General features: G+C 71.2%; 11 protein-coding genes. 5 read left to right on the forward strand and 6 right to left on the reverse strand.

From position 1 onward, the window contains the following. Positions 1-152 precede the first annotated feature (152 nt). Both ACFYTT_RS18330 and ACFYTT_RS18335 read left to right on the forward strand, forming a co-directional pair. Positions 153-1,907 (forward strand): right-handed parallel beta-helix repeat-containing protein, encoded by a 1,755-nt coding sequence (locus tag ACFYTT_RS18330; RefSeq protein ID WP_387260559.1) that lies wholly within the window; start codon positions 153-155, stop codon positions 1,905-1,907. Between the two features lie 322 nt (positions 1,908-2,229). After that, positions 2,230-3,900, forward strand: coding sequence for a hypothetical protein (locus ACFYTT_RS18335; protein ID WP_131054736.1), 1,671 nt, complete (start codon positions 2,230-2,232; stop codon positions 3,898-3,900). 73 nt (positions 3,901-3,973) lie between these two features. On the opposite strand, the gene pulA is transcribed toward ACFYTT_RS18335, so the two are convergent. The 5 genes from pulA to ACFYTT_RS18360 form a co-directional block, all read right to left on the reverse strand. Next, a complete protein-coding gene (gene pulA, locus ACFYTT_RS18340; protein ID WP_387260563.1) occupies positions 3,974-9,469 on the reverse strand; it encodes a pullulanase-type alpha-1,6-glucosidase in 5,496 nt (1,831 codons plus the stop codon). A 144-nt stretch (positions 9,470-9,613) separates the two neighbouring features. After that, entirely contained in the window at positions 9,614-10,249 is a 636-nt protein-coding gene (locus ACFYTT_RS18345) for a cellulose binding domain-containing protein (protein WP_176094612.1), read from the reverse strand. A gap of 170 nt (positions 10,250-10,419) precedes the next feature. Next, the gene (locus ACFYTT_RS18350) at positions 10,420-11,151 is read right to left on the reverse strand and encodes a hypothetical protein (RefSeq protein ID WP_357218346.1); all 732 of its coding nucleotides are present in this window, start codon (positions 11,149-11,151) and stop codon (positions 10,420-10,422) included. Between the two features lie 139 nt (positions 11,152-11,290). Continuing rightward, a complete protein-coding gene (locus tag ACFYTT_RS18355) occupies positions 11,291-11,680 on the reverse strand; it encodes a hypothetical protein (protein WP_131056378.1) in 390 nt (129 codons plus the stop codon). A gap of 37 nt (positions 11,681-11,717) precedes the next feature. After that, positions 11,718-12,407 carry a hypothetical protein gene (locus tag ACFYTT_RS18360; RefSeq protein ID WP_387260568.1) on the reverse strand — a complete coding sequence of 230 codons (690 nt, stop codon included), beginning with the start codon at positions 12,405-12,407 and terminating at the stop codon, positions 11,718-11,720. Between the two features lie 19 nt (positions 12,408-12,426). Here ACFYTT_RS18360 and ACFYTT_RS18365 point away from each other — a divergent pair, with 19 nt between their 5' ends. Continuing rightward, positions 12,427-12,606: a hypothetical protein gene (locus ACFYTT_RS18365; RefSeq protein ID WP_176092180.1), complete on the forward strand. Its 180-nt coding sequence runs from the start codon at positions 12,427-12,429 to the stop codon at positions 12,604-12,606. A 7-nt stretch (positions 12,607-12,613) separates the two neighbouring features. Here ACFYTT_RS18365 and ACFYTT_RS18370 read toward each other — a convergent pair whose 3' ends face one another. Continuing rightward, the gene (locus ACFYTT_RS18370) at positions 12,614-14,287 is read right to left on the reverse strand and encodes a right-handed parallel beta-helix repeat-containing protein (RefSeq protein ID WP_387260571.1); all 1,674 of its coding nucleotides are present in this window, start codon (positions 14,285-14,287) and stop codon (positions 12,614-12,616) included. Positions 14,288-14,716: 429 nt separating this feature from the next. Between ACFYTT_RS18370 and ACFYTT_RS18375 the strand changes: the two genes are divergently transcribed. Next, on the forward strand, positions 14,717-15,376 hold the full coding sequence (locus tag ACFYTT_RS18375; RefSeq protein WP_387260574.1) for a C39 family peptidase: 660 nt from the start codon (positions 14,717-14,719) through the stop codon (positions 15,374-15,376). Between the two features lie 243 nt (positions 15,377-15,619). Further along, entirely contained in the window at positions 15,620-18,475 is a 2,856-nt protein-coding gene (locus tag ACFYTT_RS18380) for an aconitate hydratase (protein WP_131054127.1), read from the forward strand. Positions 18,476-18,482: the final 7 nt, after the last annotated feature.

Raw genomic sequence — 18,482 nt, forward strand, 5'->3', positions numbered from 1 at the left:
TGAGGCAGTTATGGGGTTTTTTCGTATTAGTCATCCTCGCGAAGATGCTTCTCATACGGTGGTCATCAGAAGCTACAGGCTGTTTGTAGCTACTCGCGCTGCTTCGTACGGGTGCGGGTCAGTCTGGTAGGAGGAAAGGGCGGAAGGCTCTGATGTCCAATGACGAGTTGACTTCGTACGGTGGGCCGCCTCCGGTCCCGCCAGGTCGACGACGACGCAAGATATGGGTGGCCGCCGGAGTCGCCGGCCTCACCGGGGTGGTCGGACTGGCCGCCCTGGGCGGCGTGGCCGCTCGGGACCAGAAGTCCGGGGACCGCAACAACGCCTCGGACGCCCAACCCGCGGCCGCGCCGAAATCGGAGGCTCCCGGCCCGACCACCGGGGAGAACGGCCGGGGCGACGAGGAGGCCGGTCGGGGCGATGACAAGGCCGCCCGGACCGGCGCGGAGCACAAGGGCCGCGAGGCGTCCTCCGGCGAGCAGCGTCGCGACGACAAGGAGCGGGGACACGAGGTGCCCTGCGACAGCGACAAACTGATCCAGGCCATCGAGCACGCCAACGACAACCGCGGCGGCACGCTGGAGCTGGCCAAGGGGTGCACCTACGAGCTGACCCGCTCCGACGTGGGCGACGGCACCGGCCCCAACGGGTTGCCGGTGATCACCCAGGCGGTCACGCTCGCCGGGCGCGACACCACGATCGTCCGGGCGGCGAACGCCGAGCCGTTCCGGATTCTCAACGTGGGCCGCAGCGGTCACCTGACCCTGAAGAACGTCGTCGTCAAGGGTGGGCTGACCCAGGCTGACCCGATCGCGGCGTCGAGGGCGAAGGTCGAGCTCTCCGCGAAGGCCGCCGCGAAGCCGGCGAAGGCAGGAGCCGGCACGAACGCGAAGGCGGGCGCGAAGGCGGGCGCGAAGGCGGCCACGCCGACGAAGGCCCCCGCCGCCAAGGCCGCCGCGAAGGTCCCCGCCGCCACGGGTGCCTCGGCCACCGAGGCCGCCCGGGGTGCCGGTGGCGACGCCACACTCGTCGACGTCGCGCCGGGCGACGGCGCCGGCCTGCTCGTGCAGCGGGGCGGCCGCGCCGACGTCGAGCACAGCGAGTTCCTGCTGCACCACGCCGGCGGCAACGGCGGCGCGATCGCCAACTTCGGCACCGCACGGGTCGCCCACAGCCGGGTGGCGACCAGCAGCGCCGGTGGTGTCGGCGGCGGCGTGTTCAACGCCGGGGTGTTCCGGCTCGAGGAATCCTCGATCACGGACAACAGCGCGGTCGCCGGCGGCGGCATCGGCAACGGCGTGCCCGGCCTCGGGCTCCCCGGCGCCGGTGGCACGCTCTGGGTCTGGAAGAGCACCATCGAGCACAACCGGGCCACCGACAACGCCGGTGGCGTCCTCACCTATCGGGGCACCGCGACGCTGACCCAGAGCAGGGTCGTCGGCAACCACAGCGGCGAGGACGGCGGTGGCCTGCTCGCCCTGGGCGACGGCCAGCTCGCGTTGGAGAAGGTCCTGGTGGCCCGCAACTCCGCCGACGACACGTCCGGCGGGCTGGGCGTGGGACCCGAGAGTACGGCGGTGATCGCGCAGAGCGAGATCACCGACAACGTCGCCGAGCGCAACGGTGGCGGACTGGCCACCTACGGGGGCACCGCCGTCGTGCGGGACACCGCGATCGTGGCCAACCGGGTGGTCGGCCAGAACTCGGTGGCCGGCGGCATCTACAACGACGGCGGCCAGGTCCGGTTGGAACGCTCCACGGTCCAGGCCAACTTCTCGGTGCTGCCGCCCGGCGGCATCTACACCACCAACGACGGCGTGCGGATCGACCGCAGCTCCGCGGTGACCGCCAACCGACCGACCAACTGCTCCGGCAGCCCGGTCGTGCCGGAGCGCTGCTTCGGCTGATCGTTCCTTCTGCGTACGGGTGATTCCAGAGCACGACCACATAGACGGGCTCCTCCGCCGCGTGCGGAGGAGCCCGGGTCGCGTCCCCGCCCCGACGGGCGTCGGCGGCCGATCGCCACGGACTTGGCCCGGATTGCACCCTTCAGTGCGCTTGCACCACTCCCGCGCAGCCCGTACCCAATGTGGGGTTATCTCGGATATGGGCGCGAAGCGAGGAACACTCTCATACGGTGCATGTGGGAGCTACAACCGATTTGTAGCAGGGGAAGCTCACCCGCGTGTGACGACCCTGTCTGGTACGACGAGAGGGCAGAGAGCTCCGATGTCCAACTACCAAGCTAAGAACAACGCCGCGGAGCCGGAGGTGGCGCCGAAGCGGCGTCGCGCCTTCTGGCTCGCCAGTGGCGTCGCCGGTCTCACCGGCGTGGTCAGCATCGCCGCCGTCGGTATCGGCGCCGGCGCGGTCAGCGCCGACGGTCTGCGTTGGTCCACCGCCCAGCAGGTCAGCTCCGACAGTGACCGGGGCCCGGACGCCGCCGAGGGGCACGAGGGCAAGAAGCGGGACCGCGGTGGCGACCAGCGCGACGACCGCGGTGGCCACGACAAGGACCGTGGTGGCGACGACCGCAAGGACCGCGAGAAGGAGGTGCCCTGCGACTCCGACAAGCTGATCCAGGCGTTGGTCTTCGCCAACGACAACCACGGCGGCGTGCTCAACCTCGCCAAGGGGTGCACCTACACACTGACCCGTTCCGACCTGGGTGACGGCACCGGCCCCAACGGCCTGCCGGTCATCACCGAGAACGTCGTCCTCAAGGGGCACGACACCAAGATCGTCCGGGACGCCACGGCCGAGGAGTTCCGCATCCTCAACGTGGGCCGCGGCGGAAACCTGACCGTCAAGGGCCTGACCATCAAGAACGGCCAGACCCGGGCACTGCCCGTCGGCGGGGACACCCCCGAGGCGGTGTGGTCGCGATTCTCCAACTCGGTGGAGGCGACCAAGGCCGCCGAGGCCAAGAAGGCGTACCTGCCGCTGCTGCAGGCCGCGCCGAAGGGTGCCGCGCTCAAGGCCGCCCAGGCCAAGGCGGCTCCCTCGGTGCTGCTGGAGCCGGAGTCCAACGACGGTGGCGGCGTGCTCGTGCAGCCCGGCGGCACCGCCTCGTTCTCCGAGACGCACATCGTCGCCAACCAGGCCGGTGGAGTCGGTGGGGGCCTGGCCAACTTCGGCAAGGCCGACCTGCACCACACCACGGTCGCCGACAACACCGCGTTCCTGTACGGCGGCGGCATCTTCAACGCCAGCGTGCTGCGGGTGGCCGAGTCGAGGATCGTCAACAACGACGCCATCATCGGCGGCGGCGGCGTCGCCAACGGTGCCGCCTTCATCTTCCGCGAGGACATCGACGGCGGCACCGCACTGATCGAGAAGACCGAGATCACCGGCAACGAGGTGCTCGGCTTCGGCGGCGGCCTGCTCGACATCGAGGGCAACACCACCGTGCAGCACTCGAAGGTCGTCAACAACACGGCGGTCCTGGCCGGTGCCGGTGTGGCCGCTGCGGGCGACGACAGCACCCTGGAGCTGGCGCACGTCGAGGTCGCCAAGAACACCACCGTCGGTGTCGGCGGCGGCCTGGCGCTCGGCTTCACCGCCATCGCCAACGTCACGGACAGCAAGATCGTCGAGAACAAGGCCGGCTTCTTCGGTGGCGGTGTCTTCAACGGCACCGGCGAGGCGACCTTCCGCAACAGCGAGATCAGTGGCAACCGGGCCGTCGGCCCGCTGGGTGTCGGTGGAGGCGTCTTCACCGTCTCCGGCGAGATCGACCTGGAGCGGACGAAGGTGTCGCACAACTTCGCCACCCTCGCGCCGGGCGGCGTGTTCAGCTTCATCGGCGTGGTCAACGTGGACGACAAGTCCGCGATCACCGCCAACAAGCCGACCAACTGCGCCGGCAGCATCACCGCGATTCCGAACTGCTTCGGCTGATCCTCACGCCGAGGTGACGACCCGGCCCCGTCGGACCGATCCACGGATCGGACCGGCGGGGCCGGACCACGTGTCACCGCGTGACGAACACCGCCACGCTGCGCGCCGGCACCCGGAACGTGCCGCTGTTCCGCTCGAACGCCGCGCTCCGCAGCACCGGATCGGCCGAGGACCGCAGCACCGGGTGCAGGGACACGTCCGCCCCGCGCAGGGCGTCGACCCGCTGCGTCGCCTCCTGCGGTGTGCCGTTGAAGACCACCGTCACCGACCGCCACGCCCCGCCCAGACCACGCGCGTCCAGGGTCATGGTGAGCACCCCCGGCGTCTCCTGCGGACCGGAGAGCGGGAAGGCGACCCGTCGTTGCACCTCCTGCGCGGTGGGCAGCCCGAAGACCGGCGTGGAGGACCGGATCCGCAGCAGTTCGGCGTACCGGGCGTCGGTCAGCGCGATCGCCGCGCAGTCCGGCACCAGCGCCGGATCGGCCAACAGCGGCCGCGCGTACGGCCACTTGTCCCGGTTGTCCTCGGCCGGCGGCAACCCGATGCCGAACCCGTTGCCCTGGGTGCAGTCCCACCGGATCTGGTTGAACCAGTCCCCCGAGTTGTACGAGTTGCGGTCCAGCGACTTCGATCGCAGCCGCTCGGTGCCGGTGGTCACGAACCCGGCACCCTGCCCCATCACCACCGTGCTCAACGCCAGCACCTGCATCCGGGCCCGGTCCGGGGCGGAGGTGCCCTGCGGCAGCTTGTAGGCCAACGCGTCGTACAGGATCTCGTTGTCGTGCGCGTCGACGTACGTGATCGCCTCACCCGGCGCGTCGGTGTACCCGGCCGGCGAGCCGTTGTAGTCCACCTGTGCCCCGGTCACCTCCCGGCCGCCGGTGTCGGTGAACCGGTAGCCGCGCAGGTTGCCGGTCAGCCCGACCTTGACCAGGTCGTGCTGGTGCAGCAGCCGGGTACGCTGCTCGGCCGCCGAGCCGTTGACCGGGTCGCCGTTGGGGTCGGTGAACAGACCGGAGGCGAAGCCCTGGTGGCGCGGGTTCTCGTCGAACGGGCCGCCACCGCGCACCGCGTCACGCAGCCGGTCGTTGAACGTGCCGATCCCGGTGCCGGCCATGTTCGCCTGGGTCGCCTGCACGAACCGCGCGCCGTCGGCCACCTCGCCGAAGTTCCAGCCCTCGCCGTAGAGCAGGATCTTCCTGCCGTCCACACCGTCGCGGGCCACGGTCAGCCGGTCGAGCGCGGCGCGGACGGCCAGGATGTTCGCCTTGGGGTGGTGGCCCATCAGGTCGAAGCGGAACCCGTCGACCTTGTACTCCCGGGCCCAGGTGACCAGCGAGTCGACCACCAGCTTGCCCATCATGGCGTGCTCGGGCGCCGTGTTCGCGCAGCAGGTGGAATTGGCCACCGCGCCGTCGTCGAGCAACCGGTGGTAGTAGCCCGGGACGATCTGGTCGAGCACCGAGCGCGGGTCGGTGCCGGCGGCCGAGGTGTGGTTGTAGACCACGTCCAGCACCACCCGCAGGCCCGCACCGTTGACCCCGGCCACCATCTGCCGGAACTCCACGGTCCGGCGCGTGCCGTCCGGGTCCACGGCGTACCCGCCCTCCGGGACGGTGTAGTGCAGCGGGTCGTAGCCCCAGTTGTAGCCGTCGGTGTCCTTCACCGCCGCGACGCACTCCTGCTGCCGTTCGGAGTCCGGCGGCGCGGCGGCCAGGTCGCAGTCGGGGCGGCGCTGGTCGGCACGCCGCTCGGGGATGGTGGCGAAGTCGAAGACCGGCAGCAGGTGCAGGTGGGTCACCCCGGCGGCGGCGATCGACCTGAGGTGCCGCATCCCGGCGGTGCCCGGGTCGGTGAAGGCGAGGAAGGTGCCGCGACGGTCGGCCGGCACGGTGCTGTCGGCGATCGAGAAGTCCCGCACCGACAGCTCGGAGATCTGCACCTTGGCCGGGGCCACCGCACTCGGTTTGCGCAGGCTCGACCAACCCGTCGGCGCCAGCTTCGGGTCGGTCAGGTCGGCGATCTGGCTGTGTGTGGAGTCCGCCGCCAGGGCCACCGAGTACGGGTCGGTGACCGAGGCGGTCACCACCTGCTGGGCGGCCGGCTGCCACGCCTGCACCCGGTACCGGTAGTAGCGGCCGGCCCAGTCCCGCGCCCCGCGCACCGACCAGACCCCGGTGCGGTCGTCGCGGCGCATCGTCACCACGCGCGGTGTGGCGGTCGGCGAGTCGAACAGCTCCAGCGACACCGTCCGCGCGGTCGGTGCCCAGACCGCCAGGGAGGGCACGCCGCCGGTGAAGGTGGCGCCCAGGCGGGCGGTGGTGGCCGGGGCGTAGACGTCGTCGAGCACCCCCGGCAGCTGCACACCGGTGGCACCGAGCAGAGTGCCGTCGGCGGCCCGCTCGGTCACCAGCACCTGCCCGCGCAGCGCCGCCGGCACCGTCGCCAGGTCCCGCTGATCCAGGGTGAAGGCGTGCCGGTCCCACAGGTGCGGGAACCGATCACGCTGCGCCTCGGTGAGCCCGTTGCGGCGCGCGGTCAACGGCACCGAGGTGTACGTGCCGACCAGTTCGCCGTCGACCACGCGCACCCCACCGGCGGGTGCGGTCACCAACGCGTACGCCCGACCGTCGGTGGGACCGGTCCGCCAGGCGACGGTGCTGCGGTCGATCCAGTGCGCCGCCTGCCGGGTGATGTCGGTGTCACCGCCGCTGTCGCCGGTGGTCGTCGCCGGCAGCAGCCGCCCCGGTGTCGCCGCGAGCAGCCAGACCTCCCGACCGGACTCGGCGAAGTCGAGCCGCTGGTCCTGTGGCAGGTCCTTGGTGTCCCCGGAGTGGATGATGTAGCTCAGCCCGGTCGCGCCCTCGGCCAACGGCACCCGGAACTCGGCGCCGTACGAGTCGACGCGGGTCGGCGGCAACGGTCGGGCCCAGTCGGTGGGCGTGGCCGCGCCGTCCCACAGGTGCAGTCCCCAGCCGTCGTAGTCGCCGTCCGGCCGGTGGTAGTGGATCGCCGCCACACCCTCCTCGACCGGGGGTGCCGGTGCGCCGGCGGCCTCCTCCCGGCTCGGGTAGGTGGCCGGATCACCCTGTTTGACCCAGACCTCCCCGGTGCGCGTCACGTCCACCGTCCGGTCGTTGTCGACGTCCTTGTTGCCGTCCGCGTCGACCACCAGGAAACCGACCGACTTCGCCCCCGGCTTCAGCTTCACCCAGGCGAACCGCCCGTACGAGTCGGTGCCGTCGAACGGGCGGCCCTGCGGCCACTCGGTGGCGTACGCCGGATCGATGTCGCCCCAGGCGTACAGGCCCCAGTCGCCGTAGTCGCCGTCCGGGCGGTGGTGGTGCACCACCAGCCAGTCGCGGGACGACCCGGTCGGCGGGGTGCCGACGGTGGCGGTGGAGCGGGCGGTGGCGGTGCGGCCCCGGCCGTCCCGGACCGCCGCCTTGTACTCGATCCTCGTGCCGGCGGCCAGCCCGGTCAGGTCGTGGTGCACGGTGTACGGCGCCCGGTGCGCCGAGCCGAGCAGTGTCCACCTGCCGCCCGCCACCCGGGCCGCCGTCGTGACGGTGGCCAGCGGGTCCCCGCTGACCTGCGCGGTCACCTCGGCCCGGGTGGCCACCGGCGTACCCGTCGGGGTGGTGATGGTCAGACCCGGCTTCGCGGCGGGCACCGCGACCGGCCGACCGGCCCGGTGCACCACCGCCGAGAGCGGGGGCACGGTCAGGGTCAGCGTGCCGTCAGCGGCGGCGGCCCGCCGACCGGATGCGCCGTAGATCGCGGTGAAGGGGGTGCCGGCCGACCAGGTGTCCACGGTGACAGTCTGCGTGGTCCGCGCATTGTTGACCGCGACGACGTACTCGGTGCGGTCACGCGGGTCGAACCGGGAGAAGGCGAAGACGCCCGGGCCGTCGGCGGCGTGGCGCGTCACCTGTACACCGTCGCGCAGCGCCGGGTGTGCCCGGCGCAGCTGGCCCAGCCCGGCGATGGTCCGGTACAGCGGATGCGCCGGGTCGAACTGGTCCTGGGCGTGGGTGCGGTCGGTGCCCAGCAGGTCGTCGTCGAGGTAGTCGGCGGTGCGGGAGGCGAACATCGGCTGTCGGGCGTCCTTGTCCCCGCCCGCGCCGGTGAAGCCCTGTTCGTCGCCGGAGTAGACGACGGGCTGGCCTCGGGTGAGGAACATCAGTTCGTGGGCGAGCTGGTCGCGGCGCAGGTGGGTGGCGGGGTCGGTGTCGCCGCCGGCGATGAACGAGCCGATCCGGCCCATGTCGTGGTTGCCGAGGAAGGTGGGCAGCCGGCCGGCGTCGGTGTTGCGGGCGGCGTACAGGTCGTCGCGGGCGTACAGGTCGGCCAGTGCCGTGGCGGGGCCGTCGTCGGCGGTGAAGCCACGCGCCGCCTCCTGGAAGCCGAAGTCCAGGGTGGCCGGCAGGCCGCCCTGTCGGACGTAGCGGGAGGCGATCTCCGGGTCGGCGCTGTACACCTCGCCGAACATGAAGAAGTCCGGCTTGCCGGCGCGGGCGGCGGCCTGGGTGACGCCCTGGCTGAACTGCGGCCAGAAGTCCATGTTGACGTGCTTGACGGTGTCCAGCCGGAAGCCGTCCACACCAGTGGAGCGCACCCAGTCGGCATAGATCTTGGTCATGCCCCGGACCACCTCGGGTCGCTCGGTCCACAGGTCGTCCAGACCGACGAAGTCGCCGTACTCGCTGTTCTCGCCGACGAAGGTGGAGTCGCCCCGGTTGTGGTACATGGTCGGGTCGTTGAGCCAGGAGGGCACCTTGACCGTCGCGTCCGCCGGGGTGCGGAACGTCGGCGTGTACGGGAAGGACCGGCTGTTCACCTCGGGGAAGGGACGGGTGCCGTCGGCGAAGTTGGCGTCCTCGAACGGCCGACCCTGCGCGTCCCGGTACGGCGTGGTGGCCTTGTCCACGTAGGTCTGCCGGTTCTCGGCGTAGCTGATGACGTCCGCGGTGTGGTTGACGATCACGTCGAGGTAGACCTTGATGCCGCGTCGGTGCGCCGACTGGACCAGACGCTTGAGGTCGGCGGCGGTGCCGAAGTGCGGGTCGACCTGGGTGAAGTCGGTGATCCAGTAGCCGTGGTAGCCGGCCGACGCGTCGTCGCCCTCGCCCTGCACCGGGCGGTTGGCGAAGACCGGTGCGAGCCAGATGGCGGTGGTGCCCAGCCCCTCGATGTAGTCGAGCCGGTCGATCAGTCCTTTGAGGTCACCGCCCTGGTAGAAGCCCTTGTCCGTCGGGTCGTAACCGGTGCGCAGACGGTCGCCGGTCAGACCGCCCCGGTCGTTGCGCGGGTCTCCGTTGGCGAACCGGTCCGGCAGGACGAAGTAGAACTGCTCCGCCCTCGCCCGCTCGTCGGTGCCCGCCGTCAACAGGGCGGCGGCGGACGGCTCGGTGGGCCAGGTGACGGCGCCGGTGGCGCCGGGCGCCCCGGCCGCCGACCGACCGGCGGCGGCGCTCTCGGGAACCGCGACCGGCGCGCCGGCCAGCGTCAGGGTGAGCAGGAAGACGAATGCGAGCAGGGCCTTACGCGACAACGGCGGGGGTTTCATCGACGGCCTTCCTCTGGCTGCTGATTGGCCCGCACGCTAGCCCTTGCCGAAACATTCTGCAATGCCTTGCAAACATGGCGGCAACAGAGCAGTCTCTTGCGCAAGGATGAGGTCGAGGACGGTCCGCGATCGGCGGACCGGACGTCACCGACGGCTACAGGCACGCCCCGAGACGGAGCAGCTCCTCGGCGACGAATCGGCGTACTCGATGTGGAAGCGCAGCGCCACCGAGGCACCCGCCGACAGGTCGGGACCACTTCTATAGGTCAACGTGCCCCGGCGCCCGGTGAACGTGCCCTGCGGAACCCCTTCCAGCCACGCGGTCACCACCCGGCCGCCCGCGTACTCCACCCGCGCCACCCATTCCAGATCGCCGCGCGAGGTGTTGCGGATCAGCACCTCGGCGATGAAGCCACCCTGGAAGGTGTCCATCACCCGGTACCGCGCCTCCAACGGCGCGGGCTTGGCCGCCGGTGGCGCACTGCTTCGCGGCGGCGCCGACGCGACCGGCGGCGGCTCCGGCGTCGCCGGACCCGGCCGTGACGGCACCGGCGAGGGGGTACCGGCCTCGCTCGGCGGGTCGGTCTTGCGCGGCGAGAGCCCGGGCACCGCCGGCGCCGGTGGGCTCGCGGCCTCCCGCCCGGCCGACGACGCGCGCTCGGGAATGGGCGGGGCGGCGGCCGCTCCCGGCGGCACGGGATCGAACTCCGGACCCGGCCCCCGGTACGCGCCGATCGCGATGACGAACAGCATCACCATCGCGAGCAGGCCGATCGACATCAGGACCCAGGGAGAGGACGCGACGGCGGGGCCAGGGGATGAAAGATGACGCGGAGCGCGACGCATACCGGACATGAATCTCCTCAGCGGGCAGCCGGGCAAGCGTAACGATCTTTAGCGAAAGGGAAAAGTCCCCAGGGAAACACCGAACCGTCCTAACAGTACGGTCCTCACAGGGCGCACGAGGAACCGTTGACCACACAGTGGGCGGGGTACTCACCGCCACCGGTGCGGCTGAACCGCAGATCCACCGCCTGCTGTGCCCCGGCGGCAAGCGGCACCGTCCCGCTGAGCAGGTACCATCCACCACCCTTGATGCTCACCGACACGCCCGGCCCGCTGGAGGCCCGGATGCCGGTGACGTCTCCGGTGAAGCGCAACTCGACCTGCCAGTCACGCGACTCGGCGGTGCCGTTGCGCACCACCATTTGCGCCCGGAACGAATCCGGTTCAACCGCGCCGCTGACCCGATAGGTGGCGGTGAGCGCTCCCTGGGCGACGGGCGGTCCCGGCGGGGCGGACGTCGGTCGGTCCGGCGCTCGGCTGGCCTCCGACCGTCCGGCCGGGGACGCGGTCCGCGACGACGGGGACGGCAGCACCGACGCTGCGGGTGACGCGGACGTGGCGGAGCCGCCCGGCGCCGGGCTGAGCCGCTCCGGAGCGGACGGGACCGACGTGACCGAATCCGAGGTGGACGGTGCCGGCAGCGTCATCGCCGGCCCCGGCTTCCACGCCGACGGCTGCTCCGGGCCACGAAAGGCCAGCGCCGCGACCACCAGCAGCACCGCCAGCACCGCGACACCGACCGAGACCACGACCCAGGGGGCCGAGGCGATCATCCGAGGGAGCGCCCGTCGACGGGCCGTCTCCGTGGTCTCGGCACCCGACGGCCGCACTGCCATTGAGGTCCCCCCTCGTCGCACCGACGCGACAGCCTAGTCACGACGGAGGCGGGGACGAAACGGGTGGGGGCGGATCGTCCGACCCGCCGGATCGGTCCCCGGGACGGCCGAGCACCGGGCGACCGCGCCGCACCCCGGGTCAGCCGGTACGGATGACCGTGCAGATGACCGGACCCTCCGCGGCGGCCCGCAGCAGATAGCGGTATCGCTCACCGGGCACCTGCCGACCCTGGCTGTCCAGGAACTCCCAGCGCACCGCCACCTCGGTCAGCAGCGCGGAGACCTGCTGCACCTCCTCGATGTCGGCGTGCGCGGCCACCAGCTCACGCTCGGCGTAGTCGGGGGCGGCGCCCACGAAGGACAACGCCACCGCCGCCGGCGAGGTGAACGAGAAGCTGTACGTGTCGGCGACCACCAACCCCGGCAGTGCGTAGCAACCGGCGATCGCGGGCAGGTCGCCGACGGTCAGGGCCACGCCGTACCGGTCGAAGAACTCGGTGAGCGTGTCGAGATCGGTGGAAGCATTCACGTCGCATGCAATTGCCGCCGCGCCGGTCGGCGAAACCTCAGCGCGTCGGGATGCGTACCTCGATCTCGCTGCCCAACTGGGCACCGCCCTGCAGGCCGAGGTCGTCACCGCTCCAGAACCGACCCGGGTCGTACCAGTTCGGCCGCTTTCCCGGGGACAGCAGGCCCATCGCCTCGTAGGTGACCGCCACGACCTCGGCGCAGTACGCCGTCTCCAGTGTCCGATCGCGCTCCACGGTCCGCTCGCGGGCGGTGGTCGCCCGCTGCCGCTGCGGCACCGGCAACCGCACCGCCGGCAACCGCACCGCCGGTACCCGTCCCCGCACCCACCGCCAGGCGAGCTGCGCGGTCGACGGGAACGGCGTGCCGTCCAGCCGGGCGATGGTCCGCAGCACCGACCCCTCCATCTCGGCGTCCGCCGGTGGGTCGAGCTGACGCAGCCAGGCCCGCTGGCCGTACCGGTTGGCCCAGACGCAGACCGCGTCGCGCAGGTCGTGCAACTGCACCCCGCGCTGGTGGGTGCCGGTCCACATGTCCGGCAGCGACCGGCCCAACTCGGCGTGCCACATCAACGGCGGCATGTCGTCCAGCACGACCGCCATACCCACGTGGTTGACCGGGCTGTTGGTGATCGACTGGATGGCACGGTCGGGCACGCTGCGGCCGCGGAAGACCCACACGTCACCGGTACGCGTCAGCTCCACCGCCTCGTCCAGGCTGATGCTCATGGGGGACTACCCTAAGCGGATGCGGCAAGGAATGCGGTGGTGGAAGGTCCTCGGGATGGCCGGACTGGCCGGGGTGGCGGCCTCCGGCGTGGTCATCGCCCGGGCGGAACGGCGACGGCGCGCGTACACCCCCGAGGAGATCCGGGCCCGGCTGCGTGACCGCCACGCCGAGGCCGCAGCACCCGACGACGCGGCCTGAGACCCGCTCAGTCGATCTCCACGTGGTTGCGGTCCCATCGACCGCCCACCGGCGGGCTGTCCAACCGCAGCGCGCTCTCGGCATTGCCGGCGAGGTCGTTCTCCTCGACCCGGCAGGACACGCAGGAGCCCCGCTCGGTGATCCACAGGCCGTGCGTCTGCGTCGGCTCCTCACGGTTGTCCCAGATCCGGTTCCCGCGCACCGAGGCGGAGTCGAAATGCGCGTTGACGACGATGCCGGCGCGCACCGGAGCCGCCGCCGACAACTCGTACGCCGTACCCGGCTCCGGGACGTCCTCGTTCCACGCGGTGGCCGCGTCCGGTCGCAGCTCGGCCAGGTCCAGGTCGGTGTCGCTGTTGCCGACCACCACCGCCACCCGGGAGCCCACCCGCAGCACCTTGCCCCGGTGCCCGTTCGTCGGCCAGTTCGCCGACCGGTCGGTCATCGCCCGACGGGCGTAGCGCACCGACTCGCCGGAGCCGGTCGACGCCGGGGCGCACTGCCGGCCGTTGTTGCGGATCCGGTTGTCCAGGACGGCCGCGTCGACCATCGGCCGGTCGATCCGGATCGCGTCCAGGCCGTTGTCCCAGAACTCGTTGTCGCTGATCACCACGTCCGACGACGGGCCCTGATAGCCGGCGCCCAGATCGTGCTGGTGATAGCCGTACCAGCCGTTGCCACTGATCCGGTTGCCCCGGATGGCGTACGGCCCGGGGGTGTTTCCCATGCTGATCCCGTCGCGGACGTTGCGGTCGATCACGCAGTTGCTGAGGATGCCGCCCCGGCCGGCGATGCCCGCCGTGCCGTTGGCGGAGACGTCGAAGCCGGCCTCCAGGTTGCCGGTGATGGTGCAGGCCGAGACGATCAACCCGTCGGCACCCCAGTCGGAGATGCCGAACCGGTTGGCCTGGCTGTGGCAGCCGATGATGCGGTAGCCGCGCGGGGGCGTCCAGTACGGCTTCTGCAACTCCAGGAAGATCCCGTTGGTGCCGTTGCCGAGGGTGGTGCAGTTGGCGATCGTGCAGCGTTCCACCTCGCCCCAGCCGCCGATGCCGATGCCGATGCCCGCGCCGCCCATCTCCTCGCCGTTGTCCAGCCGGCCGCAGCCGACCACCACCACACCGTCGATCAGGCTGTCCTGCAGGAAGTCGCACCCCAGGCCGGTGGCGCCGGTGTGGTGGATGTAGAGGTTGCGGAACACGCCCCGCACCACGTACTGGAGACCGAGTCCCTTGGCGAGGTAGCTGTACTCGGCCATGGCCACACCCGAGCCGTCGATCTCGAAGTCGGCGAAGGTGCAGTCGGCGATGTGCCGGTCCCGGTCCGCACCGTGCTGCACGGTGGTCCAGAAGGCCAACGGCGTCGGGTCCGCCCGGTTGCCCTCGTTGCTCAGCAGGAACCGGGTCGCGCCCGGCCCGGCTCCGATCAGTGAGACACCGCTGCGCCAGACGGTGCCCGCGTCCCGGATCGAGTAGATCCCCGGCGGGCAGTAGATGACCCGGGCCCGGCCGTCGGCGGCGTACCCCTCGCCGAGCCGGTCGACCAGGGCGGACAACGCGGGTTGGTCATTGGTGACACCGTCACCTCGGAGGCCGAATTCGTGCGCGTCGCACCAGAGCGGCGCCCCGGCGACCGGGGACAGCCGCTCCCGGGTGGCGATGTACCGGCTCTCCTGCCACACGACGCGCTCCCCCTGAAAGTCGACGGCCTCCTCGCGAGCCGGGCGCTTTCCCGCTCCGATGTGCCGGAAACGCGCCCTCTGTGCGGGACGTCGGGCGGGCCGGCGCGGGCCAGGGCGGCCGACCCGGAGGTTCGTACCCGCGTGTCCGGTTTGCCGGCCGCCCGCCGGGTGGCCGTGGCCGCGGCGATCGCGGAATCATCGGGCCGGGCCGGGGGTTGTACATGGCATGACCGCGACGCCTCCCCCGGCGCCGCACCCCCCGGGACCCGGGTCGGAATGACCCCGCACCCCCCGGCGTTACACCTGGCTCGGACGTCGTGAGCGGCCCCCGGCCCCCGACGGTTCCGATCCGCACATCCCCCCTTTCGCACGGCCCCGGCACACCCCCACGTGGGCCGCGCGCACCCCCGACGAAAGGTTCAGATCATCATGCGTACCGCTATCTTCCGCAAGGCCGCCCTGACCGCTGCCGGCCTCGCCTTCACCGGCGGCGCCATCGCCGGCCCCATCACCACCGCGTACGCCGCGCCGGCCGGTCAGCCCGCCGCCGTCGTGCAGGCCGACCGCAAGGGCCACAGCGAACGTCAACTCGACGTCCGCTACGAAGCCCAGCCCAACTTCTACTACTGCGGCCCCGCCGCCGCCCGCAACGCCCTCAGCGTCCAAGGCAAGAACATCGACGTCCACACCATGGCCACGCAGATGGGCACCACCGAGAACGGCACCGACAGCATCAACGACATCACCCCCGTCCTCAACCGCGAAACCGGCAAGGACGCCTACAAGTCCGTCGAAATCAACACCCCCACCGCCGACAACCACCAGACCGACAAGCTCCGCGACGACATCGTCCGCACCATCGACGAAGGCCGCGCCGTCGTCGCCAACATCGCCGGCACCACCACCGACACCACCGGCACCACCCACAGCTTCGAAGGCGGCCACTACATCAGCGTCACCGGCTACACCGACAACGGCAACACCGTCACCATCGCCGACTCCGCCAACCCCGACCACGCCCGCTACGACCTCCACATCAACGACCTCGCCAACTGGATCGCCACCCGCGGCTACGCCACCACCCACTGACACCCCAACGGCCGGCCCCCCACACGGGGGCCGGCCACTGGTGCAAGCACGGGCCCCCTGCTAACGCCTCGCGCATAGCAGGGGGCCCTTCCTAACGTCCACTCCGTGATCGACGGGTTGCACTCATAGCAAGACGGACGTACGGTTTTGTTGACAGCGCGTATTCGGCGGTAAGTGTTGCCTAACCACGGCGGCCCTCCGGCCGGTGCGACAGACTGCTCAGGACTACTCACGGTCGCTGGTGTGAAGGAGTACGACGTGGCGAGCCTCGACACCTTCGGTGCGAAGACCCAGCTACGCGTCGGAGACGCGAGCTACGAGATTTTCAAGATCAGCCAGGTGGAGGGCCACGAACGGCTCCCCTACAGCCTGAAGATCCTGCTGGAGAACCTGCTGCGGACCGAGGACGGCGCGAACATCACCGCCGACCACATCCGTCAGCTCGGTTCGTGGGACCCGACCGCGGACCCCAACGTCGAGATCCAGTTCACCCCGGCCCGGGTGCTGATGCAGGACTTCACCGGCGTACCGTGCGTGGTCGACCTGGCCACCATGCGTGAGGCCGTCCGGGACCTCGGCGGCGACCCCACCAAGGTGAACCCGCTCGCCCCCGCCGAGTTGGTCATCGACCACTCGGTCATCGCCGACCTGTTCGGCCGTGAGGACGCCTTCGAGCGCAACGTCGAGCTGGAGTACTCGCGTAACAAGGAGCGCTACCAGTTCCTGCGCTGGGGGCAGAGCGCGTTCAACGAGTTCAAGGTGGTGCCGCCCGGCACCGGCATCGTGCACCAGGTCAACATCGAGTACCTGGCACGCACGATCATGGAACGCGGTGGCCAGGCGTACCCGGACACCGTCGTCGGCACCGACTCGCACACCACCATGGTCAACGGCCTGGGCGTGCTCGGCTGGGGCGTCGGCGGCATCGAGGCCGAGGCGGCCATGCTGGGCCAGCCGGTCAGCATGCTGATCCCCCGCGTGGTGGGCTTCAAGCTCTCCGGCGAGATGCCGGCCGGCACCACCGCCACCGACCTGGTGCTGACCATCACCGAGATGCTGCGCAAGCACGGCGTGGTCGGCAAGTTCGTCGAGTTCTACGGCCCCGGCGTGAGCGCCGTGCCGCTGGCCAACCGGGCCACCATCGGCAACATGTCCCCGGAGTACGGCTCCACCGTAGCGATCTTCCCGATCGACGCGGAGACCATCCGCTACCTGGAGCTGACCGGCCGGGACCCGCAGCAGGTCGCGCTGGTCGAGGCGTACGCCAAGGAGCAGGGCATCTGGCACGACCCGTCTGCCGAGCCGCACTACTCCGAGCAGCTGGAGCTGGACCTGGGCACCATCGAGCCCTCGCTCGCCGGACCCAAGCGTCCCCAGGACCGGGTGCCGCTGGGCAGCGCCAAGACGCTGTTCCGCGCCGCGCTCACCGACTACGTCGCGGCCGACGAGACCGGTGGCGACCCGGGCCGCCGCCCCGGCGTGCCGCAGCAGGACAAGCCCTTCGGCACGGCGGGCCCGGCGGACGAGGCCAGCGCCGAGTCCTTCCCGGCCAGCGACGCCCCGGCCAACGCGGTCAACGACCCGGCCGATGCCCCGCGTGACCTGGCGACCGCCGCGGTCGGCTCCGGCGGGCGGGCCAGCAACCCGATCCGGGTCACCGGCGCCGACGGCAACGAGTACGAGCTGGACCACGGCGCGGTCGTGATCGCCGCCATCACCTCCTGCACCAACACCTCCAACCCGCAGGTGATGATCGGGGCGGCGCTGCTCGCCCGCAACGCGGTGGACAAGGGCCTGAACCGCAAGCCGTGGGTGAAGACCACCCTCGCGCCGGGCTCGAAGGTCGTCATGGACTACTACGAGCGGGCCGGCCTCACGCCGTACCTGGAGAAGCTCGGCTTCCACCTGGTCGGCTACGGCTGCACCACCTGCATCGGCAACTCCGGTCCGCTGCCGGAGGAGGTCTCCGCAGCGGTGAACGAGGCCGACCTGGCCGTGGTGTCGGTGCTCTCCGGCAACCGCAACTTCGAGGGCCGGATCAACCCCGACGTCAAGATGAACTACCTGGCGTCCCCGCCGCTGGTGGTGGCGTACGCCCTCGCCGGCACGATGGACATCGACCTGGCCAACGAGCCGATCGGCGAGGACAACACGGGCCAGCCGGTCTACCTGCGCGACATCTGGCCGAGCAGCGCCGAGATCCAGGACGTCATCGCCTCGGCGATCGGTGCCGGCGGGTTCAGCTCCGCGTACGCCGACGTCTTCGCCGGTGACGAGCGCTGGCAGTCACTGCCGACCCCGACCGGGGACACCTTCGCCTGGGACGGCGAGTCCACCTACGTGCGCAAGCCCCCGTACTTCGAGGGGATGGCGCCGCAGCCGCAGACGGTCTCCGACATCGGTCCGGCCAGGGTGCTGGCCAAGCTGGGTGACTCGGTGACCACCGACCACATCTCCCCGGCCGGCTCCATCAAGGCCGACTCCCCCGCCGGCGAGTACCTGGCCGGGCACGGCGTGCCGCGCCACGAGTTCAACTCGTACGGCTCGCGCCGGGGCAACCACGAGGTGATGATCCGGGGCACCTTCGCCAACATCCGGCTGCGTAACCAACTCGTCCCAGGGGTGGAGGGCGGCTTCACCGTCAACCACCTCACCGGCGAGCAGACCTCGATCTACGACGCCTCGGTGGCCTACCAGGAGGCCGGCATCCCGCTGGTCATCCTGGCCGGCAAGGAGTACGGCTCGGGCTCGTCCCGGGACTGGGCGGCCAAGGGCACCATGCTGCTGGGCGTCAAGGCGGTCATCGCCGAGTCGTACGAGCGGATCCACCGCTCGAACCTGATCGGCATGGGGGTGCTGCCGTTGCAGTTCCCGACCGGCGAGAGCGCCGAGTCGCTGGGGCTGAGCGGCACCGAGACGTTCACCATCACCGGTGTCACCGCGCTCAACGACGGCTCGACTCCGCGTACCGTGCGGGTCTCCACCGACAGCGGCGTGGAGTTCGACGCGGTGGTGCGGATCGACACCCCGGGTGAGGCGGACTACTACCGGCACGGCGGCATCCTGCAGTACGTGCTGCGGCGCATGATCGCCAGCTAGGCGACGA

Source organism: Micromonospora sp. NPDC003816 (assembly GCF_042874705.1).
Lineage (GTDB): Bacteria > Actinomycetota > Actinomycetes > Mycobacteriales > Micromonosporaceae > Micromonospora.

Bases quoted from the DNA above. Each gene is read 5' to 3' on its own strand.
- pulA (WP_387260563.1), bottom strand. From the start codon at position 9,469: ATGAAACCCCCGCCGTTGTCGCGTAAGGCCCTGCTCGCATTCGTCTTC.
- ACFYTT_RS18335 (WP_131054736.1), top strand. From the start codon at position 2,230: ATGTCCAACTACCAAGCTAAGAACAACGCCGCGGAGCCGGAGGTGGCG.
- ACFYTT_RS18350 (WP_357218346.1), bottom strand. From the start codon at position 11,151: ATGGCAGTGCGGCCGTCGGGTGCCGAGACCACGGAGACGGCCCGTCGA.
- ACFYTT_RS18330 (WP_387260559.1), top strand. From the start codon at position 153: ATGTCCAATGACGAGTTGACTTCGTACGGTGGGCCGCCTCCGGTCCCG.
- ACFYTT_RS18345 (WP_176094612.1), bottom strand. From the start codon at position 10,249: ATGTCGATCGGCCTGCTCGCGATGGTGATGCTGTTCGTCATCGCGATC.
- ACFYTT_RS18375 (WP_387260574.1), top strand. From the start codon at position 14,717: ATGCGTACCGCTATCTTCCGCAAGGCCGCCCTGACCGCTGCCGGCCTC.
- ACFYTT_RS18365 (WP_176092180.1), top strand. From the start codon at position 12,427: ATGCGGCAAGGAATGCGGTGGTGGAAGGTCCTCGGGATGGCCGGACTG.
- ACFYTT_RS18360 (WP_387260568.1), bottom strand. From the start codon at position 12,407: ATGAGCATCAGCCTGGACGAGGCGGTGGAGCTGACGCGTACCGGTGAC.